The organism is Porphyrobacter sp. SLTP, from assembly GCF_009905735.1.
GTDB lineage: Bacteria > Pseudomonadota > Alphaproteobacteria > Sphingomonadales > Sphingomonadaceae > Erythrobacter.
Genome location: NZ_JAAALE010000008.1, coordinates 129448 through 152294, shown reverse-complemented (window position 1 = coordinate 152294; position 22847 = coordinate 129448). Strand labels below are relative to the sequence as shown.

The 22847-nt window shown below is 64.7% G+C and carries 29 protein-coding genes; 13 read left to right on the top strand and 16 right to left on the bottom strand.

Translation table 11 applies throughout. The features are described 5' to 3' along the window. Positions 1–149: 149 nt before the first annotated feature. The 6 genes from GVM20_RS09050 to GVM20_RS09025 form a co-directional block, all read right to left on the bottom strand. Positions 150–1112: a ParB/RepB/Spo0J family partition protein gene (locus GVM20_RS09050; protein ID WP_166546871.1), complete on the bottom strand. Its 963-nt coding sequence runs from the start codon at positions 1110–1112 to the stop codon at positions 150–152. Further along, positions 1109–1885 carry a ParA family protein gene (locus tag GVM20_RS09045; protein WP_166546870.1) on the bottom strand — a complete coding sequence of 259 codons (777 nt, stop codon included), beginning with the start codon at positions 1883–1885 and terminating at the stop codon, positions 1109–1111. Before GVM20_RS09045 ends, GVM20_RS09050 begins: the two co-directional genes overlap by 4 nt. 56 nt (positions 1886–1941) lie before the next feature. Continuing rightward, positions 1942–2568, bottom strand: coding sequence for a 16S rRNA (guanine(527)-N(7))-methyltransferase RsmG (gene rsmG, locus GVM20_RS09040; RefSeq protein WP_166546869.1), 627 nt, complete (start codon positions 2566–2568; stop codon positions 1942–1944). Continuing rightward, complete coding sequence (gene mnmG / locus GVM20_RS09035; protein WP_166546868.1) at positions 2565–4427, bottom strand: tRNA uridine-5-carboxymethylaminomethyl(34) synthesis enzyme MnmG; 1863 nt, start codon at positions 4425–4427, stop codon at positions 2565–2567. Before mnmG ends, rsmG begins: the two co-directional genes overlap by 4 nt. Before the next feature lie 89 nt (positions 4428–4516). After that, entirely contained in the window at positions 4517–5812 is a 1296-nt protein-coding gene (gene mnmE / locus GVM20_RS09030; RefSeq protein WP_166546867.1) for a tRNA uridine-5-carboxymethylaminomethyl(34) synthesis GTPase MnmE, read from the bottom strand. A gap of 7 nt (positions 5813–5819) precedes the next feature. Beyond that, positions 5820–6083 carry a DUF6489 family protein gene (locus GVM20_RS09025; protein WP_166546866.1) on the bottom strand — a complete coding sequence of 88 codons (264 nt, stop codon included), beginning with the start codon at positions 6081–6083 and terminating at the stop codon, positions 5820–5822. 96 nt (positions 6084–6179) lie between these two features. On the opposite strand from GVM20_RS09025, the gene GVM20_RS09020 reads away from it, so the two are divergent. Together GVM20_RS09020 and GVM20_RS09015 are read left to right on the top strand one after the other, a co-directional pair. Next, positions 6180–6878, top strand: coding sequence for a dienelactone hydrolase family protein (locus GVM20_RS09020; RefSeq protein ID WP_166546865.1), 699 nt, complete (start codon positions 6180–6182; stop codon positions 6876–6878). Continuing rightward, positions 6875–7273, top strand: a complete 399-nt coding sequence (locus GVM20_RS09015; protein WP_166546864.1) for a nuclear transport factor 2 family protein — start codon at positions 6875–6877, stop codon at positions 7271–7273. Before GVM20_RS09020 ends, GVM20_RS09015 begins: the two co-directional genes overlap by 4 nt. Here GVM20_RS09015 and GVM20_RS09010 read toward each other — a convergent pair. The 4 genes from GVM20_RS09010 to hemE all read right to left on the bottom strand — a co-directional run bounded on the left by GVM20_RS09010 (position 7270) and on the right by hemE (position 10656). Beyond that, positions 7270–7662, bottom strand: a complete 393-nt coding sequence (locus GVM20_RS09010) for a BLUF domain-containing protein (protein WP_166546863.1) — start codon at positions 7660–7662, stop codon at positions 7270–7272. The two genes, GVM20_RS09015 and GVM20_RS09010, sit on opposite strands and share 4 nt — an antisense overlap. A 61-nt stretch (positions 7663–7723) precedes the next feature. Further along, positions 7724–8989, bottom strand: a complete 1266-nt coding sequence (gene rho, locus GVM20_RS09005; protein ID WP_160759802.1) for a transcription termination factor Rho — start codon at positions 8987–8989, stop codon at positions 7724–7726. 202 nt (positions 8990–9191) lie between these two features. Continuing rightward, positions 9192–9635 (bottom strand): CopD family protein, encoded by a 444-nt coding sequence (locus GVM20_RS09000; protein ID WP_166546862.1) that lies wholly within the window; start codon positions 9633–9635, stop codon positions 9192–9194. A gap of 4 nt (positions 9636–9639) precedes the next feature. Further along, entirely contained in the window at positions 9640–10656 is a 1017-nt protein-coding gene (hemE, locus tag GVM20_RS08995; protein WP_166546861.1) for a uroporphyrinogen decarboxylase, read from the bottom strand. 312 nt (positions 10657–10968) lie between these two features. On the opposite strand from hemE, the gene GVM20_RS08990 reads away from it, so the two are divergent. From GVM20_RS08990 to GVM20_RS08945, 10 genes are all read left to right on the top strand, one after another. Further along, a complete protein-coding gene (locus tag GVM20_RS08990; RefSeq protein WP_160759805.1) occupies positions 10969–11814 on the top strand; it encodes a pyruvate, water dikinase regulatory protein in 846 nt (281 codons plus the stop codon). After that, positions 11811–12404: a Maf family nucleotide pyrophosphatase gene (locus GVM20_RS08985; protein ID WP_166546860.1), complete on the top strand. Its 594-nt coding sequence runs from the start codon at positions 11811–11813 to the stop codon at positions 12402–12404. Before GVM20_RS08990 ends, GVM20_RS08985 begins: the two co-directional genes overlap by 4 nt. Then, positions 12401–13261: a shikimate dehydrogenase gene (gene aroE / locus GVM20_RS08980; RefSeq protein WP_166546859.1), complete on the top strand. Its 861-nt coding sequence runs from the start codon at positions 12401–12403 to the stop codon at positions 13259–13261. Before GVM20_RS08985 ends, aroE begins: the two co-directional genes overlap by 4 nt. After that, a complete protein-coding gene (gene coaE / locus GVM20_RS08975) occupies positions 13258–13842 on the top strand; it encodes a dephospho-CoA kinase (RefSeq protein ID WP_166546858.1) in 585 nt (194 codons plus the stop codon). Before aroE ends, coaE begins: the two co-directional genes overlap by 4 nt. Before the next feature lie 63 nt (positions 13843–13905). Further along, a complete protein-coding gene (gene dnaQ / locus GVM20_RS08970; protein WP_166546857.1) occupies positions 13906–14610 on the top strand; it encodes a DNA polymerase III subunit epsilon in 705 nt (234 codons plus the stop codon). 63 nt (positions 14611–14673) lie between these two features. Beyond that, on the top strand, positions 14674–15240 hold the full coding sequence (gene hpf / locus GVM20_RS08965) for a ribosome hibernation-promoting factor, HPF/YfiA family (RefSeq protein WP_160759810.1): 567 nt from the start codon (positions 14674–14676) through the stop codon (positions 15238–15240). A gap of 160 nt (positions 15241–15400) precedes the next feature. Next, positions 15401–15862, top strand: a complete 462-nt coding sequence (locus GVM20_RS08960) for a PTS sugar transporter subunit IIA (RefSeq protein ID WP_160759811.1) — start codon at positions 15401–15403, stop codon at positions 15860–15862. 16 nt (positions 15863–15878) lie between these two features. Beyond that, positions 15879–16367: a PaaI family thioesterase gene (locus tag GVM20_RS08955; protein ID WP_166546856.1), complete on the top strand. Its 489-nt coding sequence runs from the start codon at positions 15879–15881 to the stop codon at positions 16365–16367. A 1-nt stretch (position 16368) separates the two neighbouring features. After that, on the top strand, positions 16369–16710 hold the full coding sequence (locus GVM20_RS08950) for a DUF1491 family protein (protein ID WP_166546855.1): 342 nt from the start codon (positions 16369–16371) through the stop codon (positions 16708–16710). A 192-nt stretch (positions 16711–16902) separates the two neighbouring features. Beyond that, on the top strand, positions 16903–17550 hold the full coding sequence (locus tag GVM20_RS08945) for a cell wall hydrolase (protein ID WP_166546854.1): 648 nt from the start codon (positions 16903–16905) through the stop codon (positions 17548–17550). Positions 17551–17641: 91 nt separating this feature from the next. On the opposite strand, the gene xth is transcribed toward GVM20_RS08945, so the two are convergent. From xth to GVM20_RS08930, 3 genes are read right to left on the bottom strand one after another with little or no spacing between them, the layout of a single operon-like run. Next, complete coding sequence (xth, locus tag GVM20_RS08940; RefSeq protein ID WP_166546853.1) at positions 17642–18436, bottom strand: exodeoxyribonuclease III; 795 nt, start codon at positions 18434–18436, stop codon at positions 17642–17644. A 35-nt stretch (positions 18437–18471) separates the two neighbouring features. After that, positions 18472–18804: a HesB/IscA family protein gene (locus GVM20_RS08935; protein ID WP_166546852.1), complete on the bottom strand. Its 333-nt coding sequence runs from the start codon at positions 18802–18804 to the stop codon at positions 18472–18474. 39 nt (positions 18805–18843) lie between these two features. After that, on the bottom strand, positions 18844–19275 hold the full coding sequence (locus GVM20_RS08930; protein ID WP_166546851.1) for a CBS domain-containing protein: 432 nt from the start codon (positions 19273–19275) through the stop codon (positions 18844–18846). Positions 19276–19421: 146 nt separating this feature from the next. On the opposite strand from GVM20_RS08930, the gene GVM20_RS08925 reads away from it, so the two are divergent. Beyond that, positions 19422–19733: a hypothetical protein gene (locus tag GVM20_RS08925; protein WP_160759818.1), complete on the top strand. Its 312-nt coding sequence runs from the start codon at positions 19422–19424 to the stop codon at positions 19731–19733. On the opposite strand, the gene GVM20_RS08920 is transcribed toward GVM20_RS08925, so the two are convergent. From GVM20_RS08920 to GVM20_RS08910, 3 genes are read right to left on the bottom strand one after another with little or no spacing between them, the layout of a single operon-like run. Next, positions 19730–20143 (bottom strand): (2Fe-2S) ferredoxin domain-containing protein, encoded by a 414-nt coding sequence (locus tag GVM20_RS08920; RefSeq protein WP_166546850.1) that lies wholly within the window; start codon positions 20141–20143, stop codon positions 19730–19732. The two genes, GVM20_RS08925 and GVM20_RS08920, sit on opposite strands and share 4 nt — an antisense overlap. After that, positions 20140–22290, bottom strand: a complete 2151-nt coding sequence (locus GVM20_RS08915; protein WP_166546849.1) for a dipeptidyl-peptidase 5 — start codon at positions 22288–22290, stop codon at positions 20140–20142. The genes GVM20_RS08920 and GVM20_RS08915 overlap by 4 nt, the downstream gene beginning before the upstream one ends. A gap of 53 nt (positions 22291–22343) precedes the next feature. After that, a complete protein-coding gene (locus tag GVM20_RS08910) occupies positions 22344–22844 on the bottom strand; it encodes a DUF2497 domain-containing protein (protein ID WP_166546900.1) in 501 nt (166 codons plus the stop codon). Positions 22845–22847: the final 3 nt, after the last annotated feature.

The following is a 22847-nucleotide window of genomic DNA, read 5'->3' as shown; positions in this document are numbered from 1 at the left end:
GGGATAACGAGAAAGCCCCGCAAGATCAGGCGACCTTGCGGGGCTTTTTTCATGCTTAATTAACTGTCGGCCAGGCGCGCATGGCGGTGACGCGTCCAAAAAGCGTGTGAGCGAGGATTACGCACGCCGGATGGCGTGCGGACCCAAAATCAGAACTCGCCGCCGGTCAGGCGCTGGCAGACCAGATCGAGCTGATCCAGCGTGGTATAGCGGATCGTGATCGTGCCCTTGCGCGGATCAACCTCCGGCTTGATCTTGACGCTCAGCCCGAGAAACTCCTCAAGATGCTGCTGGACGGCCAGAATATCAGCATTTTCAGTGGTTTGATACGGCGCAGGAGACGGCGCATCGGGCCGCTTGGCGGGTTTGCGGGTCAGCGTTTCGACATCGCGCACCGATAGCCCCTCAGCCACCGCGATCTCGGCAATCTGCACCGCGTCATCCCGCCCAATCAGCGCGCGGGCGTGGCCGATCGACAGCTTGCCCTGTTCGATAAACCCGAGCACCGGCTCCGGCAGCGTCATCAGCCGCATCATGTTGGCGACGTGGCTGCGCGATTTTTCAACCATCTTGGCGATGTCGACCTGAATCATGCCCTCCTGTTCGGAGAGACGATGATAGGCCCGCGCTTCCTCGACCGGATTCAGGTCTTCGCGCTGCAAATTCTCGATCAGTGCGAGCGCCATGACCTCGCGTTCGGAGAGGTTGCGCACAAGCGCCGGAATCTCATGCAGCCGAGCCTTCTGCGCCGCGCGCCAGCGACGCTCCCCTGCGACCAGCTGATAACCTTCACCGTTCGGGTGCGGGCGGACAATGATCGGCTGAATCACGCCCCGCGTGGCGATCGAGGCGGCGAGCTCGTCCAGCGCGGCTTCATCGAAATACTTGCGCGGGTTGCCCGGCAGCGGTTTGATCGAGGCCAGCGCGAGATTGCGCAGCGGCGAGCCGACCACTTGCGGCGCATCCGCCGAACCATCATCGCGCCGCACCAGCGGTTCCTCACGACGGGTCTCGCCGAGCAAGGCACCCAGCCCCCGGCCCAGGCGCCGCGGCTTATCATCCCCGCGCGAAGTCACAGGCGAATCAGCGGGTTGCGTCACATTCTCACTCATGCGGCTTGTCTTTCTGCGGGAAATCGCCCGATCAATTCGCGCGCCAAGGCCATATAAGCGCGGCTGCCGGTGCAATGCTGGTCATAGATCAGCGCGGGAAGCCCGTGGCTCGGCGCTTCGGAGAGGCGCACATTGCGCGGGATCACGGTCTCGAACACCAGCTTGCCCAGGCAATCGCGCACATCGTCGGACACCTGATCGGTCAGGCGATTGCGCCGGTCATACATCGTCAACGCCACGCCGATGATTCCGAGATCAGGATTGAACCGCTGCTGGATCTGATCGACAGTCTGGAGCAGCTGGCTGAGCCCCTCCAGCGCGAAGAACTCGCATTGCAACGGCACCAGCAGCGTATCCGCCGCACACAAGGCATTGAGCGTCAACAGGCCCAACGACGGCGGACAGTCGATGAAGCAGATGTCATGCCCCGCATGGTTCGCCAGCGCCTTATCCAGTCTGTGCGTCCGCCCCTCGACGGCCACCAGCTCAACCTCGGCGCCGGACAGATCGACCGTGGCCGGGATCAGATCGAGCCGCGGGATGCTGGTCGGAACGATTGCGCTGGCGAGCGGCACTTCATCGACCAACAGATCATAGCTCGAAACCTCACGCGACTCAGCGCGAACACCCAGCCCGGTCGAGGCGTTGCCCTGCGGATCAAGGTCGATCAGCAGCGTGCGCCACCCGGTCGCCGCCATGGCTGTGGCAATGTTGATCGCGGTGGTGGTCTTCCCCACTCCGCCCTTCTGATTGGCAATCGCGATTACGAACATGGTTGTTCCCGTCCTTCCGCGCGCCGATTCAGGCTGAATCCGCACAGTTTCGCGTGTCAGGCCTTCACAATGATTCCCGCGTCGGGATCGGTCAAGGAATGTTTCACGTGAAACATTGCTCGAATCGAAGGCTTGAGCGTCTCCAACTCCTGCGCCGCCGACCGCCCTTTGGGCAAGACATAGGCCGTGGCCCTTGTGGAGAAGGGTGCGGATAGCTCGAGAAGTTTGGGCAGCGGCGCGAAAGCTCGTGCCGAAATGGCGCGGGCCGGAAATGGCGTAACCCGTTCCAACCGCTGACCTTCGACGCGGCATTTGGGCAGATTCAGCGCCGCAATCACCGCTTCGAGGAATTCGACCCGCCGCGCGCGTGATTCGACCAGCACCACCGGCATGTTGGGGCAAAGTGCGGCGATCACCACACCCGGGAAGCCCGGGCCACTGCCGAGATCGAGCCACGGCCCCTGCGCGTTCGGCCCCAATGTTTCACGTGAAACATTTTCGATGAGCTGCGCCGAGTCGGCAATGTGCCGTTGCCACAGATGCGCCTCACTCGCCTTGGCGATGAGGTTTTGGCGCTGGTTTTCCTCCAGCACCAGTGCGGCGAAGGCGTCGATCCGCGCGAGTCCCTCGGCATCGGTCAGCCCCGCGACATAGGCGCGGGCTTCGGCTTCACTGGTAATCATGCCGCGCGCTGCCCGTGGGCGAGGCGACGGGCGTGGACCAGCAGCGCAGACAGCGCGGCGGGCGTGACGCCAGCAACCCGCCCGGCCGCCGCCAGTGTTCCGGGTGCGGCTTTGGCCAGCCTTTCGACCATCTCGTTGGAAAGACCGGGCACTTCGCCATAGGGGAAGTCAGGCGCGAGGGGCAGCGCCTCGCTGGCGCGCAAATCGCGCAGTTCGGCATCTTGCCGCGCGAGATAGGGCGCATAGGCGGCATCTTCGGCCATTTCTTCGGCCAGCAGCGGATCAAGCGCCGTCACCTCACCCAGCCACGGTGCCAGCGCCTCCGGTGTGACCCCGTCATAGCGGAGCCACTCGGCCAGAGACCGTTCGCCCTGATCACGGCGCACCGAAAGGCCGAGATCGGCGAGTTCGCGCGCGTGGACCTTCTGCGAATGTTTCACGTGAAACATTTCGCGGGTCGCTTCACGCCGTTCCCACCATTGGCAACGCTCTTCGCCGATGCAGCCGACCTCGACGCCCAGCCCGGTGAGGCGGGTCGCGGCGTTATTGGCGCGCAGGCGCAGGCGGTATTCAGCACGGGCGGTGAGCATCCGGTAGGGCTCGGACACGCCCTGCAAAGTCAGGTCATCGACCATCACCGCGATATAGGAATTGGCGCGGTCAAGCTGGGGCGCCTGCTTGCCGAGCGCGGCCGCTGCGGCCTCCAGCCCCGCGACAAGGCCCTGTGCGGCGGCTTCCTCGTACCCCGTGGTGCCGTTGATCTGCCCCGCGCAATAGAGCCCTGGGATCGCGCGGACCTGCAAATCGGGCGTCAGAGCGCGCGGATCGATGTGGTCATATTCCACCGCATAGCCCGGTTGCACAATCACCACCTGCTCGCAGCCCGGCATGGTGCGCACCACGGTCTCCTGCACATCGGTCGGGAGCGAGGTGCTGATGCCGTTGGGATAGACCATGTGGGTGTCCAGCCCCTCGGGCTCGAGGAACACCTGATGGCCTTCGCGGTCGCCGAAGCGGTGGATCTTGTCTTCGATCGACGGACAGTAACGCGGTCCCGCCGCCGCAATCGCGCCGGAGAACAGCGGTGAGCGGTGGAGATTGGCGCGGATCGCATCATGGCCCGCCTGGGTGGTGCGGGTGATCGCGCAGAACACCTCAGGATTGACCCGGCGCGGGGTTAGCGCGGACATGGTCCAGGCCTCGCCGTCCGAGGGCTGCTCTTCGAGTACCGCCCAATTGATCGTCCGGCCATCGAGACGCGGCGGGGTCCCGGTCTTGAGCCGCGCCATCGGCAGGCCGGCACCGCGCAATTGCGCAGCGAGCCGCTTGGCCGCGTTCTCGCCAATGCGGCCGCCTTCGTAGCGCTCCTCCCCGCGGAACAGCACCCCGCCGAGGAACGTGCCGGTGCACAGCACGACGCGCCCGGCATGGAGGATCGTGCCGTCGGCCAGCTCCAATCCAGCGACTGTACCGCCTTCCAGCACAAGCGCCGCGGCTTCGCCCTGCACCAGCGTCAGGTTCGGTTGCGCGCGGACCATCGCCTGCACCGCCGCCTTGAATCGCACCCGGTCCGCCTGCACGCGCGGGCCCCACACGGCGCTGCCCTTGGAGCGGTTGAGCATCCGGTAATGGATCGCCCCCGCATCCGCAGCACGGCCGATCACCCCATCGAGCGCGTCGACCTCGCGCACCAGATGGCCCTTGCCCAAGCCGCCAATCGCCGGATTGCAGCTCATCGCCCCGATGGCATCGAGATCGAAACTCACCAATGCCGTTCGCGCACCCATGCGGGCCGCCGCGCAGGCAGCCTCAACCCCGGCGTGACCGCCGCCGATGACGAGGACATCGAAGGAATGCATAGGGGCGCAGATAGGCTGCGGGGGCCGGATCGTCAAAGATGATTCGCCACGGCCAATGTTTCACGTGAAACATTTTGGCGCCGCCGGGCTCACTTGCCGATGCAGAAACGCCCGAACAAGGTATCGAGCATGTCCTCGGTCGTCGTCCGCCCGATCAACCGGTCAAACCCCACACGCGCCCGACGCAGTTCTTCGGCCACCAGGAGCGGATCAGTGAGGGCTTTTGCTGCCGCCAGCGCTTCCCCCGCCTCACTCAGCCGCGCATGCTGCCGTGCGTTGAGCGCCGCTTCGCCCGGCTTGGGCAGAGCGTCTCGCGCTGAAGCTACGAGAGCGGTCTTGAGACCCGACAGCCCCTCCCCGGTCGCTGCCGACACCGTGAAGCGCGCCGCGTCCTTCGGCACAAAGCCCGCGCGATCGGCTTGGGCTGCGATCTCCCACGCACCCTGGGGTCCCTCGCCTTCAGCCCCAAGCCACAGCACCAGATCAGCGCGCAGCAACTCGCTCTTGGCGCGGTCGATGCCGATGGCCTCGATCTGGTCAGCCTCAGCTTCCGGCCCAACCTCACGGAGGCCCGCGGTATCGACGAAGGTAAACGGTACACCGGCGATCGCGACCGAGCGTTCGATCACATCGCGGGTCGTTCCGGCGATGGGCGAAGTGATCGCCGCCTCGCTTTCCACCAAGGCGTTGAATAAGGTCGACTTCCCGGCGTTGGGCGGCCCCGCAAGCACCACGCGGAACCCCTCCCCCAACCGTTCGGAGCGTGGGCGGCTGAGCCATTCGCCAATCTCCCCCGCCAGCGCGCCAATGTTCCACGTGAAACATTCCGGCAGATCGCTCGAATCTTCCTCGTCCGAGAAATCGAGCACGCCTTCGACGTCCGCTGACAGCACCAGCACCCGCTCGCGCCAGCTTTCTACCTGGCGGGACAGAGCCCCACCGAGGTTTGCCAAAGCTGCAGCGCGTTGCAGTTCGGTCTCGGCGGCGAGCAGATCGCCCAGCCCTTCCGCCTCGGCCAAATCAATACGGCCATTGGCGAAAGCGCGGCGGGTGAATTCCCCCGGTTCGGCACGGCGGGTCTCTGGCAAAGCCGCCAGCGCCGCCTCCACTGCGGCAATTACGGCACGGCCGCCATGGCAGTGGAACTCGGCCAGATCCTCCCCAGTCGCGGTGTTCGGGCCGGGAAACCACAGCACCAGCGCCTCGTCCAGCAAAGCACCCGTCCCGTCCCGCAGCTTCGCGAGTGAGGCACGGCGCGGCGGCGGCACCCGACCAGCCAATGCCAACAGGGCCGCGCTGGCCTGAGGCCCAGACACGCGGATCACGCCCACACCCGCAGGCGGCGCGCCGCTCGACAGCGCGAAGATCGTCGGCGTGGAATTCATCGTAGACTTAGTCGGAGCCCTTCGCCCCGCCCGATCCGCCTTGCGCCGCCTTCATTCCGCTTTCCACGAAGCTCTGGAACAGCTTCAGCCCCACCTGCCCCATCGGCGCCAAGGCCGACGCATATTGCTGCAACTGGTCAGGATTGGAGACGCCCTGCATCGCCTTGGTGATGTTGTCGACGTAGACGTTGTTCGCCGCTGACACGTCAGGCAGGCCCATGAAGCTGCGCGCTTCTTCGGGGGTGCAATCGACTTCGATGGTGATCTTCATGGCGCCGCTCTCCTTGCCCTTCATTTGCGCTTGGCAGCGCGGCAAGGCAAGAGATAGACGATAGGCCAACCCCCCAAGCCACGAGAGAGAGACCCCATGAGCCTCAACGCAACCATTCCCACGCTGGAAGCTGATGCCAGCTTCGGCGCCTATGTCGCCCGCCCCGAAGGCACGCCGCGTGCGGCAATCATCGTCATTCAGGAGATCTTCGGGGTGAACCCCGGCATCCGCCAGAAGTGCGACAAGCTGGCCGCTGAAGGCTATCTCGCGGTCGCGCCGGACCTGTTCTGGCGGTTGGAGCCGGGCGTGGAGACCGATCCCGATGTCGAGGCTGAGTTCCAGCGGGCGCTGGGCATGATGGGCCAGTTCGATCAGGACGCCGGCATCCGCGATATCGAAGCGACGATCCACCACATCCGCCGCACGCTGGGCGTCAGCAAAGTCGGGTGCGTCGGATATTGCCTCGGCGGTCGGCTTGCATTCATGGCCGCGGCGCGCACGGATATCGATGCCAGCGTGGGCTATTACGGGGTCGGCATTGATGGCCTGCTGGGTGAGAAGCACGCGATCGCCCACCCTGTGATGCTGCACATCCCGACCGCGGACGGCTTTGTTCCACGTGAAACACAGGCCGCGATGCATGCCGGGCTGGACGATCACCCCAAGGTGACGCTGCACGATTACGAAGGGCTGGACCACGGCTTCGCGACTGAAACCGGCCAGCGCCGGGATGAGGCTGCCGCGACCCTCGCTGACAGCCGCACTTCTGCCTTCTTCGCCGAGCATCTCGAATGAGCGGGCACGCAGGCCTCGCCCGCTGGCACGACTACATGATGGGCGGCAGCGATCCTGCCGCCCTGTCTGCCCTGCTGGCGGATGATGCGGTGTTCCACTCCCCCGTGGTGCACACCCCGCAAGCCGGCAAAGCGGTGGTGATGGCCTATCTGGTCGCCGCCTCACACGTGCTGGGGAACGACAGCTTCCACTATGTCCGCGAGCTGGTGGACGGGGACGAGATGATGCTCGAATTCGTCACCGAGCTGGACGGCATCGCCATCAACGGCGTCGACATCATCCGCTTCAATGACGCGGGCCAGATCACCGATTTCAAGGTGATGGTGCGGCCGCTGAAAGCGATCAACAAGATCTGGGAAATGATGGCAGCGCAGTTGGCCGCGGCGAAAGGCTAGTTCAGCACCGCGAAGTTGACGATCATCTTGCGCACTTCGGGGTCCAGCCCCTCGGGCAGATCCCGCTCCAGCATATCGCGGCGGCTTTCGATGCTTTCCGCGATCATCACCCGCTTCATCGCCCAGTCGGGGCAGGTCCGGGCATCGATCCCGCGGCGATCGAGCACCGAGACGCCGCTGTGGCGCGGATCGGCGGTGATCGTGTCCATCAGGCCGGCGACTGCGCTCTCCTCCCCTTCCAGCAACTGGAGGAAATTGCGGCCGTTGAACAGCAGCAGCCCGGTGATCCCGCGCTCGGGATTGTTGCGCGCGCTGGCCGCGAGAATCGCATCGACTTCCTCGCGCGGCAGGGTCGGCGCGGTGCTGATATAGAGATACTGGCTAAGCACGAATTCCCGTCCTTTTGACCTCTTCACCGGGCCGACCCCATGGCCCGGTTTGGCAATTAACCTACTGATTCATCGTGGCGAAGAAGTCCTCGTTGGTCTTGGAATCCTTCATCTTGTCGAGCAGGAATTCCATCGCATCTACGGTGCCCATCTGCATCAGGATGCGGCGCAGCACCCACATCTTGGAGAGGTTGTCCTTCTGAACCAACAGCTCTTCCTTGCGGGTGCCGGACTTGCCAACGTCGAGCGCGGGGAAGATGCGCTTGTCGGAAACCTTGCGATCAAGGACGATTTCCGAGTTACCAGTGCCCTTGAACTCTTCGAAGATCACTTCGTCCATCCGGCTGCCGGTGTCGATCAGCGCAGTGGCGATGATCGAGAGGCTGCCGCCTTCCTCGATGTTACGCGCGGCACCGAAGAAGCGCTTCGGACGCTGGAGCGCGTTGGCATCCACACCGCCGGTCAGCACCTTGCCCGAGCTGGGCACGACGGTGTTGTAGGCACGGCCAAGGCGGGTGATCGAGTCGAGCAGGATCACCACGTCATGCTTGTGCTCAACCAAGCGCTTGGCCTTTTCGATCACCATTTCAGCGACTTGCACGTGACGGTTGGCAGGCTCGTCAAAGGTCGAGGAGATCACCTCGCCCTTCACGCTGCGCTGCATGTCGGTGACTTCCTCGGGGCGTTCGTCGACCAAGAGGACGATCAGGAACACTTCCGGGTGGTTATCGGTGATCGCCTTGGCGATGTTCTGGAGCAGCACGGTCTTACCGGTGCGCGGCGGGGCGACGATCAGGGCGCGCTGGCCCTTGCCCTGCGGAGCGATGATGTCGATCACCCGCGCGCTCTTGTCCTTGACGGTCGGATCGAGCGTGTCGAGGTTGAGCTTCTGATCCGGGTAGAGCGGCGTCAGGTTGTCGAAATTGGTGCGCAGACGCACCGCGTCAGGATCATCGAAGTTGACCTTGGCGAGGGTGGTCAGCGCGAAATAGCGCTCACCTTCGCGCGGGGCGCGGATTTCGCCCTCGACCGTATCGCCGGTGCGCAGGCCCCAGCGGCGGACCTGATTGGGCGAGACATAGATATCGTCCGGCCCAGCAAGGTAATTCGCCTCGGGCGAACGCAGGAAGCCGAAACCATCCTGGAGCACCTCGATGGTGCCGATGCCCATGATCTTTTCTTCGTATTCCTCGTCCTCGGCCAGTTCGCGCAGGATGCTGAACAGCAGATCCTGGCGGCGCATGGTCGAAGCGCCTTCGACGCCGAGTTCTTCCGCCATCGCGACCAGCTCGGCCGGGGTCTTTCGCTTGAGGTCTTTAAGATGCATTTTTGTTGTGTTCCGAAAGTCTTAGTGTGGCCGGATGGTCAGTGCCTCTGCGTGGCAGAGGTGCCCCGATTGCGACGGAGCTGGGCTTGGAGAAAGCAGACCTGTGGGAGCGGGATTGACGCTCCGATACCGGATAGGTGTTCGCGAAATAGGAGCGCGCAAGGCGCAGGTCAATCAGCGATTGTGCGAGGCGCGCGCAGGATCAGAACGGCTTGAGGTAGACCAGCACCACGATCAGCACCAGCAGCAGCCCCGGCACTTCCCCGATCATCCGCAGGGTCTTTTCCGAGAGCGGTCGCTCCCCGCGGGCCATCTTCTTGGTCTGGCCCACCAGCCAGCCGTGATAGCCGGTCAGGACCAGCACCAGCGTCAGCTTGGCATGGAGCCAGCCTGAGCTGAACCAGCCGCCACCATAGGCCATGGTCAGCCCCAGCACCCAGACGATAATCAGGCTGGGCGTGAGGATGATCGCACGCAGCTTGCCCATGCGGGTGGCCCACTTGGCCTCGCCCGCGGAGCCCGGTTCGTGATCGAGCATGTAGATGCACTGGCGCGGCAGCATGAACAGCCCCGCGAGCCAGAACACCATGAAGATCACATGCCCCGATTTGAGGAACAGGTAGATCGAGGCAATAAGCTCCTGCATCGGATCAGCCCCTCAGCGCTGCGAGAAGTTCCTCGACATGCGAAATCGGGGTGAATTGCCCGATCCCATGGCCGAGGTTGAAGACATGCGGACGGTCTTCGAAGGCGGCGATAATCGTCTTGACCCGCGCGGCGACCGCCGGGCCGCCCGCTTCAAGCAGCAGCGGATCGAAATTGCCCTGCACCGGCATGCCTTCCGGCAAGCTGGCATGGGCCCAGGCGGGATCGAGCGTCTCGTCGAGGCCGACGGCATCCACGCCCGTCTCGCGCGCATAGGCCGGCAGTTTCGCGCCCGAGCCTTTGGGGAAACCGATCACCGGGGTATCGGGGTGGGTTTCCTTGAGCTTTGCGGTGATCGCGGCATTCGGCGCAATCACCCACTTTTCGAACTGGTCAGGCGCAAGGCTCCCCGCCCAGCTATCGAACAGCTGCACGGCTTCCGCGCCCGCATCGATCTGTCCGCGCAGGTAGGTCACCGAAACATCGATGATCGCATCGATGATCGCCTGCATATGCGCCGGATCACGGTAAGCGAGCAGCCGCGCCGGGCCCTGATCCTTGGAGCCTTCGCCCGCGATCATGTAGGTTGCGACCGTCCAGGGGCTCCCTGCAAAGCCAAGCATCGTGACTTCGGGACCGATCATCGCACGGGTGCGGCGAACCGTCTCGTACACCGGCTCGAACCGCTCGAACGCCGGGGTGAACGCATCGAGTCCGACCTCCAGCAGCGTCGGCGCCAGATGCGGGCCTTCCCCGGCGGCGAAGGTCAGTCCCTGCCCCATGGCGTGCGGTACGATCAGGATGTCGGAGAACAGGATCGCGCCATCAAATCCGAAGCGCCGGATCGGCTGCACAGTGATTTCGGCCGCAGCCTCGCTGTCGTATACCAGCTCAAGGAAGCCGCCCTTCTCGGCGCGAAGTTCGCGATATTCAGGGAGATAGCGCCCGGCTTGGCGCATCAGCCAGACGGGAGCAATGTCCTGACGGACACCTTTGAGCGTATCGAGAAGCGGACCGGGCATAGGATTCCTATAAACAAATCAAAACAAATTATAAAAGGACTGATGGAGTCTGTTGGCCCTGTGGATAGCGGGAATTACCGGGCCCTGCCGGATTGTCCCCTCTCATCTACTGCTCCCAAGCCCCCACCGAATCCGCATGGATTGGACGTCAAGCTGGCTTTATCCCCACTCTTCACAGACTGTCGACAAAACTTGTCCCGTGTGCGCAAATAGCCCGAGGAAAAGGCCGGGAGCGGGCATGAAAAATGCTCCCCAGCTTGTCCACTGCACCCTGCCGTGGTTTATGCGCCCATCTGTCCACAGGCACCCGTGATGAACCGACTCAACCTCCACCTTGTATCGGATTCGACCGGCGAGACGCTGGAAATGATCGCCAAGGCGGCACTGGCGCAGTTCGACAATCCGAGTGTGAACCGCCACTTCTGGCCGATGGTGCGGTCGTTGCAGCATCTCGACCGGATTGTGCCCGATCTCGCCGCCCATCCGGGACTGGTGCTCTACACGCTGGTGAACCCCGAGACCCGCAAGCGGCTCGAGGAGCATTGCCGCCATCTGGGCCTGCCTGCTGTCCCAGTGCTTGACCAAGTGACGGCGGCGCTGGAGGCGCAGCTCGGGCAGGAGGCGCATGGCCGCCCTGGCCGCCAGCACATGATGGACGAAAGCTACTTCAAGCGCGTCGATGCGATCCAGTACACCATCGCCCATGATGACGGTCTCGCGCATGAGGATTGGGAGGAGGCCGATATCCTGCTGGTGGGGGTGTCGCGCTCCTCGAAAACGCCGACCTCGATCTATCTGGCGAACCGCGGTTACAAGGTCGCCAACATCCCGCTGGTGGTCGAAAGCCCGCCCCCCAAGGCGCTGTTCGGCCTGCGCCATCCGCTGGTGGTGGGGCTGACGACATCCCCCGAACGGTTGGTGCAAATCCGCCGCAACCGCTTGTTATCTCTCAATGAAGCGACCGAGACTGCCTATGTCGACAATGACCGCGTCAAGGCCGAGCTGCAATATGCCCGGCGGATGTTCGGCGATAATGGCTGGCCGGTGATCGATGTCACCCGCCGCTCGATCGAAGAGACGGCAGCGGCGATCATCCGGCTGGCGCAGGAGCGCGAGCGCAAACCTGCGAGCGAAGGCGGGGTGGGCAAGCCGATATGAGCCAGCGTCTGATTCTCGCCAGCAAATCCGCTTCCCGCCGGGCGATGCTCGATGCGGCTGGTGTCACTTACGAGAGCATCCCCGCCGATATTGACGAACGCGCGGTCGAGGCGGGGTTGGCCGGTGCCGCGCCTGCCGAAGTCGCCGAAGCACTGGCAGTCGCCAAGGCGGCGGCTGTCGCGGCGCTCTATCCCAAGGCGCTGGTGCTCGGGTCGGACTCGCTGGTGGTCGCCGAAGGTCGCCGATTCGACAAGCCACGCTCGGCCGAGGAAGCGGCGGAGCATCTGCGGTTCTTCTCCGGCAAGGTGATGGAGCTGCACAGCGCGGCTGCTCTGGTCCGCGATGGGGGCTGCGAATGGAGCCATGCCAGCATCGCGCGCCTCCATGTCCGCGATCTGTCAGACGAATTTATCTCGCATTATCTGAAGCTTGAATGGCCCGCGATCGGCCACACAGTAGGAGCCTTCCGGATCGAGGGGCCCGGCGTGCAGCTGTTCGACGCGATCGAGGGCGATCAGTTCACCGTGCTGGGGATGCCGCTGCTCCCGTTGCTGGCGGCACTGCGCGAGGAAGGAGTGCTGATCGCATGAGCCGCGCCTACGCCGAGGTGATCGGTGATCCGATTGCGCAGTCCAAGTCCCCGGCAATCCACGGTTTCTGGCTTGCCAAGCTGGGTATCGCAGCGGACTACCGCGCCTGCCATGTTCGCCCCGAGGAGCTCGCCGATTACATCGCCCAGCGCCGTGCCGATCCGCTCTGGCGCGGGTGCAATGTCACGATGCCGCACAAGCAGGCCGTGATGCGGCTGCTGGACCGCATTGCGCCGCCCGCAGACGCCATCGGGGCGGTGAACACTGTGCTACGAACCGACAACCACCCCGCTATGACGGGCACCAACACCGACGCGAGCGGGTTTCTGGAGCCGCTCAAGGCTGATCTGGCAGAAACGCACTATTATCGCATGGCCCGGATTATGGGCACCGGCGGCGCCGCCCGCGCGATCATCACCGCGCTGGCGGACAAGGGCTTCACCCTGGTGGTGGCCGGGCGCGATCCGGGCAAGGCGCGGGCGCTGCTCAATGAACTGGCGCCCAAGGGCGAGCATCACGCCATCGCCCTGTCGCATTTCGCCGATCCGACCGACTTCGCCTTCGATGATCGCGAAGGGTGCCTTGATCTGGTGATCAATGCCTCGTCGCTGGGGATGCAGGGCCAGCCCCCGCTCCCCTTCGACTGGAGCCACGCCCCGCCTGGCAGCATCGCCTATGACATCGTCACCGCCCCGCTCGACACGCCGTTCCTGCAAGACGCGCGCGCCAAGGGACACCGCACCATTGACGGGCTGTCCATGCTGATCGGTCAGGCGGCGACCGCCTTCGCGCATTTCTTCGGCGCCCCCCCACCCCGCGAACATGACGCCGAATTGCGCGCGCTGCTGACCCGATGACCCGGCCCAAGATCATCGGCCTCACCGGCAGCATCGGCATGGGCAAATCGACCGTCGCGGCGATGTTCGCCGAGGCGGGGATCCCGGTGTTTGACGCCGATGCCGAGGTGCGCGCGATGCAGGGGCCCGGCGGCGAACTTGTTCCGGCGATCGAGGCCGCCTTCCCCGGATCAACCGGGCCGGACGGCGTGGACCGCGAACGGCTGGGCGCGCTGGTCTTCGCCGACAAGGCTGCGCTCGCGCGGCTGGAGGCCATCGTCCACCCTGCCGTCGCCGCCAAGCGCGCCGCTTTCCTTGAGCAGCACCACGCCAAGCCCGCGGTCGTGTTCGACATTCCGCTGCTGTTCGAACGCGGCGGGCACGAGGCGGTCGATACCATCGTCGTCGTCTCTGCACCTGAGGCTGTCCAGCGCGCCCGCGTGCTTGCCCGACCGGGCATGACGCCCGAGAAATTCGCGCACATCTTCGGCCTGCAACTCCACGACACCCACAAGCGCGACCGCGCGCATCATGTCATCGACACCGGCACCAGCCTCGATGACACCCGCGCGCAGGTCGCCGCGCTGATTGCCGCGCTCTGATTGCTGCAATTTGATTGCAAGCACCCCTTGCAAGTGCCCGAACATGGGAGGATAGTCCGCCCAATGCGCGAGATTATCTTCGACACCGAAACCACCGGACTCGATCCCAAGACAGGGGACCGCATGGTGGAAATCGGCTGCATCGAGATGATCGGCCGGGTCGAAACGGGCCGCACCTTTCACGCCTATTTCAACCCCGATCGCGGTATGCCGCCCGAGGCCGAGCGCGTGCACGGCCTCAGCGCCGCGTTCCTCGCCACCAAGCCGCGCTTTGCCGAAACGGCGGATGAATTGCTCGAATTTCTCGGCGATTCCGCGCTGGTCGCGCACAATGCCGGGTTCGATTTCGGCTTCCTCAACAACGAGCTGGAATTGCTGGGCCGCGCGCCGATCAGCCTGGACCGGATGGTCGATACCGTCGCCCTTGCGCGCAAGAAGCACCCCGGCGCCAAACTCAGTCTGGATGCACTGTGCACCCGTTACGGGATCGACCGGAGCCACCGGGTCAAGCACGGCGCGCTGCTCGATGCCGAATTGCTCGCGCAGGTCTATGTCGAACTCACCGGCGGGCGGCAGATCGGGCTTGGCCTCGCGCCGGCAGATTCTGACGCAGGCCTTGCGGCCCAACCCACCACCAACGCGCCTTGGCACCGGCCTTCGGCCGACAAGCCCCGGCGCGAACCTCGCCCTCATGTTGCCAGCCCGGAGGAGCTGGAACGTCACCGCGCCTTCATCGCCGGAATCGCCGAGGCGATCTGGACGCGGTGAAGGCTGAGCGCGACTCATCGCCTTACATTGGGCTCCTCAACCTGGACGGGAGGACTACACTTCATGGATATTCGGATTTCGGGCCACCAGATGGACACCGGCGCAGCCTTGCAGGAACATGCGGCTGACCGGCTCGGCGCAGTCGTCGACAAGTATTTCGACCGTGCGATCTCCAGCCACGTGACCTTCGGCAAAGCCCCTGCGGGCGCTTTCAGCTGCGACATCGTCACCCACGTCATGCAGGGCCTGATCCTGAAGGCACAGGGCTCGGCCTATGATGCGCATGTCGCCTTCGATGATGCGATGGCCAAGATCGAAAAGCAGCTGCGCCGCTACAAGCGCCGCTTGACCGACCGCCATGAACAGGCCGACCACGCGCGCGGCGAGGAAGAGGCCGCCTACACCATCTTCGCCGTCGAGGAAGACGAGGAAGAGGAAGTGGTGGCCGATGCCCCGCTGGTCATCGCTGAAACCCGCGTCGACATCCCCACCGCCAGCGTTGCGGACGCGGTGATGATGCTCGACCTCAGGAACACCGGCGCGCTGTTCTTCAAAAACGCTGGCACCGGACGGCATAATATGGTTTACCGGCGCGCCGATGGCTCTATCGGATGGGTGGAGCCGAAATAGGGCCTGAATCAGCGGTTGCCGTAAGGGCGAAAGCCGCATGTCAAAGGCCCAGGCGGCGGAAGCAGGAGGGGCTTCGCCCCGATCCGGCGGTGCCTTGAAAAGCATAGCCGGCCCGGATTTTCGCCACCCACGCGCGCTCGCAATCGGGATTTGCACAAGCATGGACGTCAACCTGGCTCTCTCACCGCAGGCGATTGCCTTCGCCCGGCTCGATACCAAGCCCAAGGTGCTGGCCCGAATGGCCCAGCTGCTCAGCTCGGCTTACGGGCTGGATGAAGGCGAGGTGCTGGAAAGTCTCGAAGCGCGCGAAGCCTTGGGCAGCACCGGGTTCGGGCGCGGCGTGGCGATCCCGCATTGCCGCTCGAAAGATATCCGCCGCCCGTCGCTGGCGGTGATCCGGCTCGACACGCCGATCGACTTTGCGGCGGCGGATGCGCGCCCGGTGTCGCTGGTGTGCGGGCTCGTCTCGCCCGAGAATGCCGGGGCGACGCATCTTCACGCGCTGGCCGCCATTTCGCGCCTGACGCGGGATGAGACCATGCTTCAGATGCTCGCCGATGCGCCTGACACCGATGCGGCCTATGCGCTGCTGACCAACCAGTTCTTGCGCACCGCGGCCTGATCCGCGCCGATTTTCCATGTCTGGCAGTGACGGATTTCCTTCGGCGAGTGGGGCCCAGCAGCACTACCGGGCGCTGGAGCGGCTCTATGCCTCGGCCCCGGTCAACGCCAAGTTTGCCAGCAGCCTGACCATCACGGGCGAGGGGCAGTCGCGGCTGCGTTTCACCGTCACGCCTGAGGATTACCACGCGGCCGGGGCGGCGCATGGGACGATCTATTTCAAGATGCTCGATGATGCGGCCTTCTATGCCGCCAATTCGCTGGTCACTGATCGCTTCCTGCTGACCACCAGCTTCAACCTGTTCTTTTCGAAGCCGGTGCGCGCCGGAACCGTCACCGCCGAAGGCCGCTGGGTCAGCGGCCGCCGCCGGGTGTTCGTCGCCGAAGCGCGGCTGGTGGATGAGGAAGGTGACGAGATCGGCCGCGGCACCGGCACCTTCATGCGCAGCCGCATCGCGCTGTCCAGCCTGCCGGGTTACGCCGCTGACGGCCCATCCGGGTTGTGATGTGAACGACAGGCTCCCCGCGCATCTCGAGGCCAGCGCGATCCTGCGCCTTGCCGAGTCGCAAGGCGGCTATGCCACGGTGCTCGCCAAAGGGGAGCGGGATGCGGGGACGATCCTCTTGGTAATGCTGTGTCGCGGGGAGGCGGCTGCGCTTTACGAAAGGATGCCGCAACGGGATGGTTCGCGCCTTTTTATTGCCACAAAGCACGAAAACGCTGATAACCCTCAGGAATTTTCCGAATATCTGGCCCGTAGGCGTGGTCAGGACCAGGATATGTGGCTTATCGAGGTGGACATCGCGGATCCCGAACGGTTCGTCGCAGGGTTGAACGATTCGCGTTGACGTAAACGGCAAGGTGGCTATCGGCCCCGCTCAATTCCTCGCGCAGGCTGGCAGGGCGGCAATTCGGTCGTAACCTACAGCACGCAGACGGGGAGCGGCCGGCAGGCTTCTTTGAACCCCCACATCCCGATTTCATCCGGATAAGGTTCCCGCCTGCGACTGTGCGCGCTCACCGCCCAATTTGTAGATTGAATGCGCCGCAAGACTGCCACGATTGTCGCGATTGCCGGGCTGGCTTTCGCAACCACGATGTTTCCGAGCGGCCGCGATGCCGCCGCTCTGGCCCAAGCCGCCACGGATCAGCCCACCCTCCCCGCTTTGGCCGAACAGGTCGAGCTGGTCCCTGAAGCGATCAGCTTCGTTTCCGAGCCGGTGGTGCAACCCCTCCCCGCCGAGACGCAATCCCCGACACTGACCGAAGCCGGATCGCTCACGGAGCTGGTCGGCATGGTCGATACCGATGCTCCGATGAACGAACAGCTGCGCTGCCTTGCGGGCGCGGTCTATTTCGAAGCCCGCGGTGAGCCGCTGGCGGGCCAGCTGGCCGTGGCGCAGGTGATCATCAACCGCACCGAAGATGGCCGCTTCCCGCGGTCCTATTGCGGCGTTGTCGCCCAACCGGGCCAATTCTCCTTCATGCGCGGAAGCCGGATGCCGGCCATCCGCACCGGGACCGCCGCCTGGGATCGCGCCGTCGCTGTCGCGCAAATCGCGCATCAGGGCCTGTGGGAATCGGAAGCGGGCAATGCCGTGTTCTTCCACGCCCGCTACGTCCGCCCGAGCTGGAGCCGCACCAAGACGCGGCTGGCTCAGATCGACACGCACATCTTTTATCGTTGATCCTCGCCGCGTTTCGCCCTGACGGGCGAGCGGCTGCGGGCGGGCGGTCGCCCTTGCGGCGCTGCGCGCCGAGGGCGTCCTTGAAGGTTGGTCAGGCTCTCAACCGCGCCCAAACAGGCGCATGGTCGCTGGCTTTCTCCCGGCCGCGATGGGCCTTGTCGACGCCGCAGGCTTCCAGCCGATCGGCGCATTCGGGTGACAGCAGGATGTGGTCGATGCGGAAGCCGTGGTCCCGCTGCCAGGCGCCTGCCTGATAGTCCCAATAGGTCCACACGCCCCCGCGCGGGTTGTGGGTCCGCAGCGCGTCCGTCCACCCATCCGTGAGGAAGCGCGCATAGGCGGCGCGCGATTCGGGCTGCATCAGCGCATCGTCCGCCATCGCCTTCACCGACCAGACATCGTCATCTTCCGGGATGACGTTGAAATCACCCAGCACCACGGCGGGGACTTCCTCGGCCCAGATGTCCGCCATGCGCGCGCGCAGCTTGTCCATCCACGCCAGCTTGTAGGTGAATTTCGGCCCCGGATGGGGGTTGCCGTTGGGCAAGTAGAGGCACGCGACCCGCACGCCGCTGACATCCGCTTCAAGATAGCGCGCCTGCTCGTCATCGCCCTCGTTCGGGCCGGGTATGCCGAGACCGCGCTGCACCTCGGTGAGGGTGTAGCCCGCGCGCGTGTCGACCAGAATGGCGACCCCGTTGAAGCTCTTCTGCCCATGCCAGATCGCCGAGTAACCCAGCGCCTCGATCTCGGCGGCGGGGAAGCCTTCGTCCTGCGACTTGATCTCCTGCAAGCAGGCAACCGCCGGGCGGGTTTCGTCCAGCCATTCGAGCAGGCGCGGCAGGCGGGCCTTGATACCGTTGATGTTGAAGGTGGCGATTTTCATGGGGCTTCCTCGCAATGACGAGGGGAGAGATCAACCTAAATCCCGAAGCTCGCCCCGCAACCGCAGCCAGCGGCGGCTTGCGGGTTCTCGACCTTGAACGCCGCACCGCCGAGCGATTCGACGAAATCGACCGTGCTGCCCGCGATCAGATCCAGGCTGACGGAATCGACCACCAGCTTCACGCCATCGGTTTCCGAGATGGAGTCGTCAGCCTCAGGCCCATCGGCCAAATCGAACTTGTATTGGAAGCCCGAACAGCCCCCGCCTTCCACAGCCAGCCGCAGGATCGCGGGGCGCGATTGCTTGCTGGCAATCAGCGCGACGCGCTTGGCGGCGGACGGGGTGAGGATCAGGGGCGCGGCGGTCATGGCTCTCATTTAGGGCGCGTGAGGGCGTTCCTCAAGCGGTCACACCGCCTGAATGTAATTGCGCAGCGCTTCGGCCTCGTGCTGCACTTCGTCCATCTTGTGCTTCACGAGGTCGCCGATCGAGATGAAGGCGATCAATTGCCCGTTCTCGACCACCGGAAAGTGGCGGAAGCGGCGGCGGGTCATCAGGCTCAAGGCCTCGTCCACCGTGGTCGCCGGTTCAACCGTGACCGCGGGCGAGGTCATGATCTGCTCGACCGGCAGATCGAGGCAATTGCCCCCGTGATCGGCGAGGCGGTAGATCACGTCACGTTCCGAGACGATGCCGACCACCCGCCCGTCGCGCAGCACGGGCAAGGCGCCGATGCGTTTGCTGGCAAGGATGCCGACGGCGTCGGACACCGGGGTGGTGACGTCACAGGCGATGATGTCGGATGGGCCGCGCTGGGCGATGATTCGAGCAATGGTCATAACGACTCCCTCTCTCTCAGACCGGGAAGGTGCCATGATCGCGGCCAAAAAGCGAATCCAGTCCAGCGCGCGTCTTGCACCGCACGTATCAGGCCTTGCAGCTTTCGCGCGTTGCCAAGCGGGCGGTGGCACGCCATGTCGGGGGCATGACGCGCAAATCCCCGCTCGACGATCCTGTGAACGCCGCCCACGCCTGGGCGCGCTATCGGCAGATCATGAAGGTTCTGCTGGCCGCAACCATCCTGACCGTCGCCATCGCGATGGGCCTGCTCTTTGCCTATAACGGCATGATTTCGGTGCACTTCTATATCGCCGTCGCGCTGGGGATCAGCCTCACCATGCTGCTGGGTGGCGGGTTGATGGGGCTGGTGTTCCTCAGCAACGGCACGGGGCACGACGAATCGGTCGATAACCAGCTTCCGGGCAAGGACGAGTTCTGGTCGCCGAAGGATGATTAGGAGGGCGGGTTGAGGCGATAGTCCTCGACTGGCACGCCGCCCACCAGATGTTCCTGAATGATCCGTTCGAGCACCTTGGGGCTGCACGAATGGTACCACACCCCATCCGGCCACACGACCGCGACCGGCCCTGCGCCACAGATTTGCAGGCAATCGGCCTTGGAGCGCTGCACGCCCCCGCCCGCGCCGCGCTTGCTTTCGTCGGTGCGTTGCGGGCCTACCAGCCCCAGCTCCTTCAGTCGTGACTTGAGGAAGCCCCACGCCTCCTCGCCTTCCTTGCGCGAACAGCACTTCTGCTTGTCCGATACCGAACACAGCATGATGTGGCGGGTGATCTGCGTTCCCTTGGCCGGATCGCCATAATGCTTGGCGAGCGCGGTTTGCGCCGAGAGCAGTTCCTGGCGGCTCACTTCGCGGCCTCAACCTTCAGCCAGCGGTCCAGCCACGCGAACACGGTGTTGTGCCATTGCAGCGAGTTCTTCGCGCCCAGCACCCAGTGATTCTCGTCCGGGAAGACCAGCAATTGCGACGGGATGCCGCGTTCCTGCAAGGCGGTGAAGCTCATCAGGCCCTGGCTGTAGGATACGCGGAAGTCCTTTTCGCCGGTGACGACCAGCATCGGGGTCTTCCACTTGGCCACGTGATTGGCCGGGTTCCACTTTTCGTAGGTCTCGCGCGCTTCGTCATAGGATCCGCCGAAGTCCCAGCGCGGGAACCACAATTCCTCGGTCGAATAATACATGCTGCGCATATCGAACAGGCCATCGTGCTGGACGATGCACTTGAAGCGATCGGGCCATTGGCCCGCAATCCAGTTGACCATATAACCGCCATAGCTGGCGCCCATCGCGCAGGCACGGTCCCCGTCGATCTGGGTATCGAGCTTGAGCGCGGCGTCGAGGCCCTTCTGCAAGTCCTCCAGCGGCCCGCCGCCCCAATCCTTGTTGATCGCGTCGGTGAAGGCCTGCCCGTATCCGGTGCTCCCATGGAAATCGATCGAGATGACCGCATAGCCCTGCGAGGCGGTGACGCGCGGGTTCCAGCGGTTCGACCAGCTGTCGTTGAAGCTGCCCTGCGGTCCGCCGTGGATGTAGAGCAGCGCCGGGATCGGCCCGGTCTGATCCGCAAGCCGCGTGATCTGGCCCCATACCGTGTCGCCATTGGCGCCTTTGAAGCTGAAGCGGCGGGTGACGATGCTGGCAAGGCCCCCCATCCGGGTGGTCGCCACATCCGTCAGCGGGCGGGCCTGACCCATGCCGTCCGACAGATAGAGCTCAGCCGGCTGCCCGAGCGAATCGCGGGTGAACAGCGCCCGGCCGCCGAGCAGCGGCACAAGATTGGCGATATGCGCCTCGTTCCCGGCCATCAGATTGAGCTCGGTGACCTTGCCGGTCTTGGGGTCGATGTTGAACGCCGGAGTATCGAGCACCTTTTGCGCGGTGGCGATCAGGTGCTTGCCATCCGCACTCCACGCGAGGCTCGCGAAGCTGAGGTCGGTGTCCTTGGTCAGATTGCGGCTCTCACCAGTGGAGAGATCGAGCAGCTGTACCGCGAGCTTGTCCGCCTCGTAGATCGGGCGCTCCATTGCCAGCCATGCGAGATAGCGGCCATCGGGCGAGACGACGGGAGTGGTATCGGTCGCCTTATTGCTGGCGGTCAGCAGCTTGGGGGCCGCACCTGACAGGTCAGAGGCGTAGATATCGAGATTGGTCGAAGTCGGCTCCTCCGCGTTGGAAAGGCGCGCGGTGAAGTAAAGCGCGCGGCCATCAGGGCTGAAGGCGATTTCCTCGGCTCCGCCAAACGGCATGGTGGGCGTGTCGGCGGTGATGCCGGTGGCGGGATCGGTGCCGTCGACCGGAACGCCCTCGCCCTGCGCGACGCCATTCTTCAGCGGGAAGGTGAAGATGCGGTTGGGGGTGCCGGGGGTGGCCCAGCGGTCCCAATGGCGCACGAAACCGTCCTTGGCGTCATACAGCCGTCCGGTGCCCGGGCCGGGGAGGTGCTGCGGCTTGGCATCGGCGCAGCCGAAGGTCGGGCAAGTCCGTGCGACTTCGCCCCACAGGGCGATGGCGGTGCCATTGGGGGCAAGCTTGAACCCGGCAATCGCGGCATGGGGCGCGTCCGCGACCATTTGCGGGGTGCCGACCGTGCCATCCTTCGCCAGCGTCACCCGCCACACGCGGCTGCGCTGCGGCGCGCCTGCTTCGGGATGCGCGCTGCTGAGGAAATAGAGCTGGCCGTCCGAACCGAAGGCGAGATCGCTGCCCTTGAGCGGGAGCGTCAGCGCGGTCGGCGCGGCGCCCGGTGTGCTCAGGTCGAGCAGATAGTGGGCGGGGCTGCGCGACAGGCTTTCGGGATCGGTGATGGTGACACTGTAAACCGCCAGCGTGCCTGCGGCATTGACCACCGGCGCACCCAGACGCGGCAGGGTGACCAGATCCTCGGCGCTCATCGGCGGCGCGGTGACGCCCGGGATGGTGGCGGCGTCCTGCGCGGCAAGCGGCGCGGCGATAAGGGCGGCGGCGATGACAGCGCCGAAAGCAGTAAGGTTACGCATGGCGGCGGGATTAGCCCGCCTTTGCCGATCCGGCTAGCCTTTGGGCACCAGTATCAGCGGCGCTTGCCGACGATCCGGGCGATTTCCGCCTGCACGAGGCTTTCAACCATCGTCGGCAGGTTGGCTTCGAGCCATTCCGCCAGCATCGGGCGCAGCAATTCGCGGGTCAGGCCTTCGAGCGAGGTTTCGCCCGAACGCACGATCTGCGGCCTTGCGCCGGGCTCTGCCAGCATCGCCAGCGCGGCGAGGTTTTCCTGCATCGCATCGCGCACGGTTTCGGCAATCAGCGGGGTTTCGTCCGCCTGATCGAGCGGGAGCGCCGAAGGCTCGGCCTGATATTCCATTTCGGACAGGTCGAGCACTTCGTCGGTCGCTTCACCGGCATCGCGCACCTGATGGGTGCGGGCGAGCGGGGCGGGCTCAGCCTCGGAATCTTCGGAGACCAGCATCCGCCGACGCCGGGCTTCCAGCGCACCGACGCGGTTATCGCGCGCAATCACTTTCTTGATCGATTCAAGGATTTCCTCGACCGATGCTTCGTTATCCTGCGCCATGTA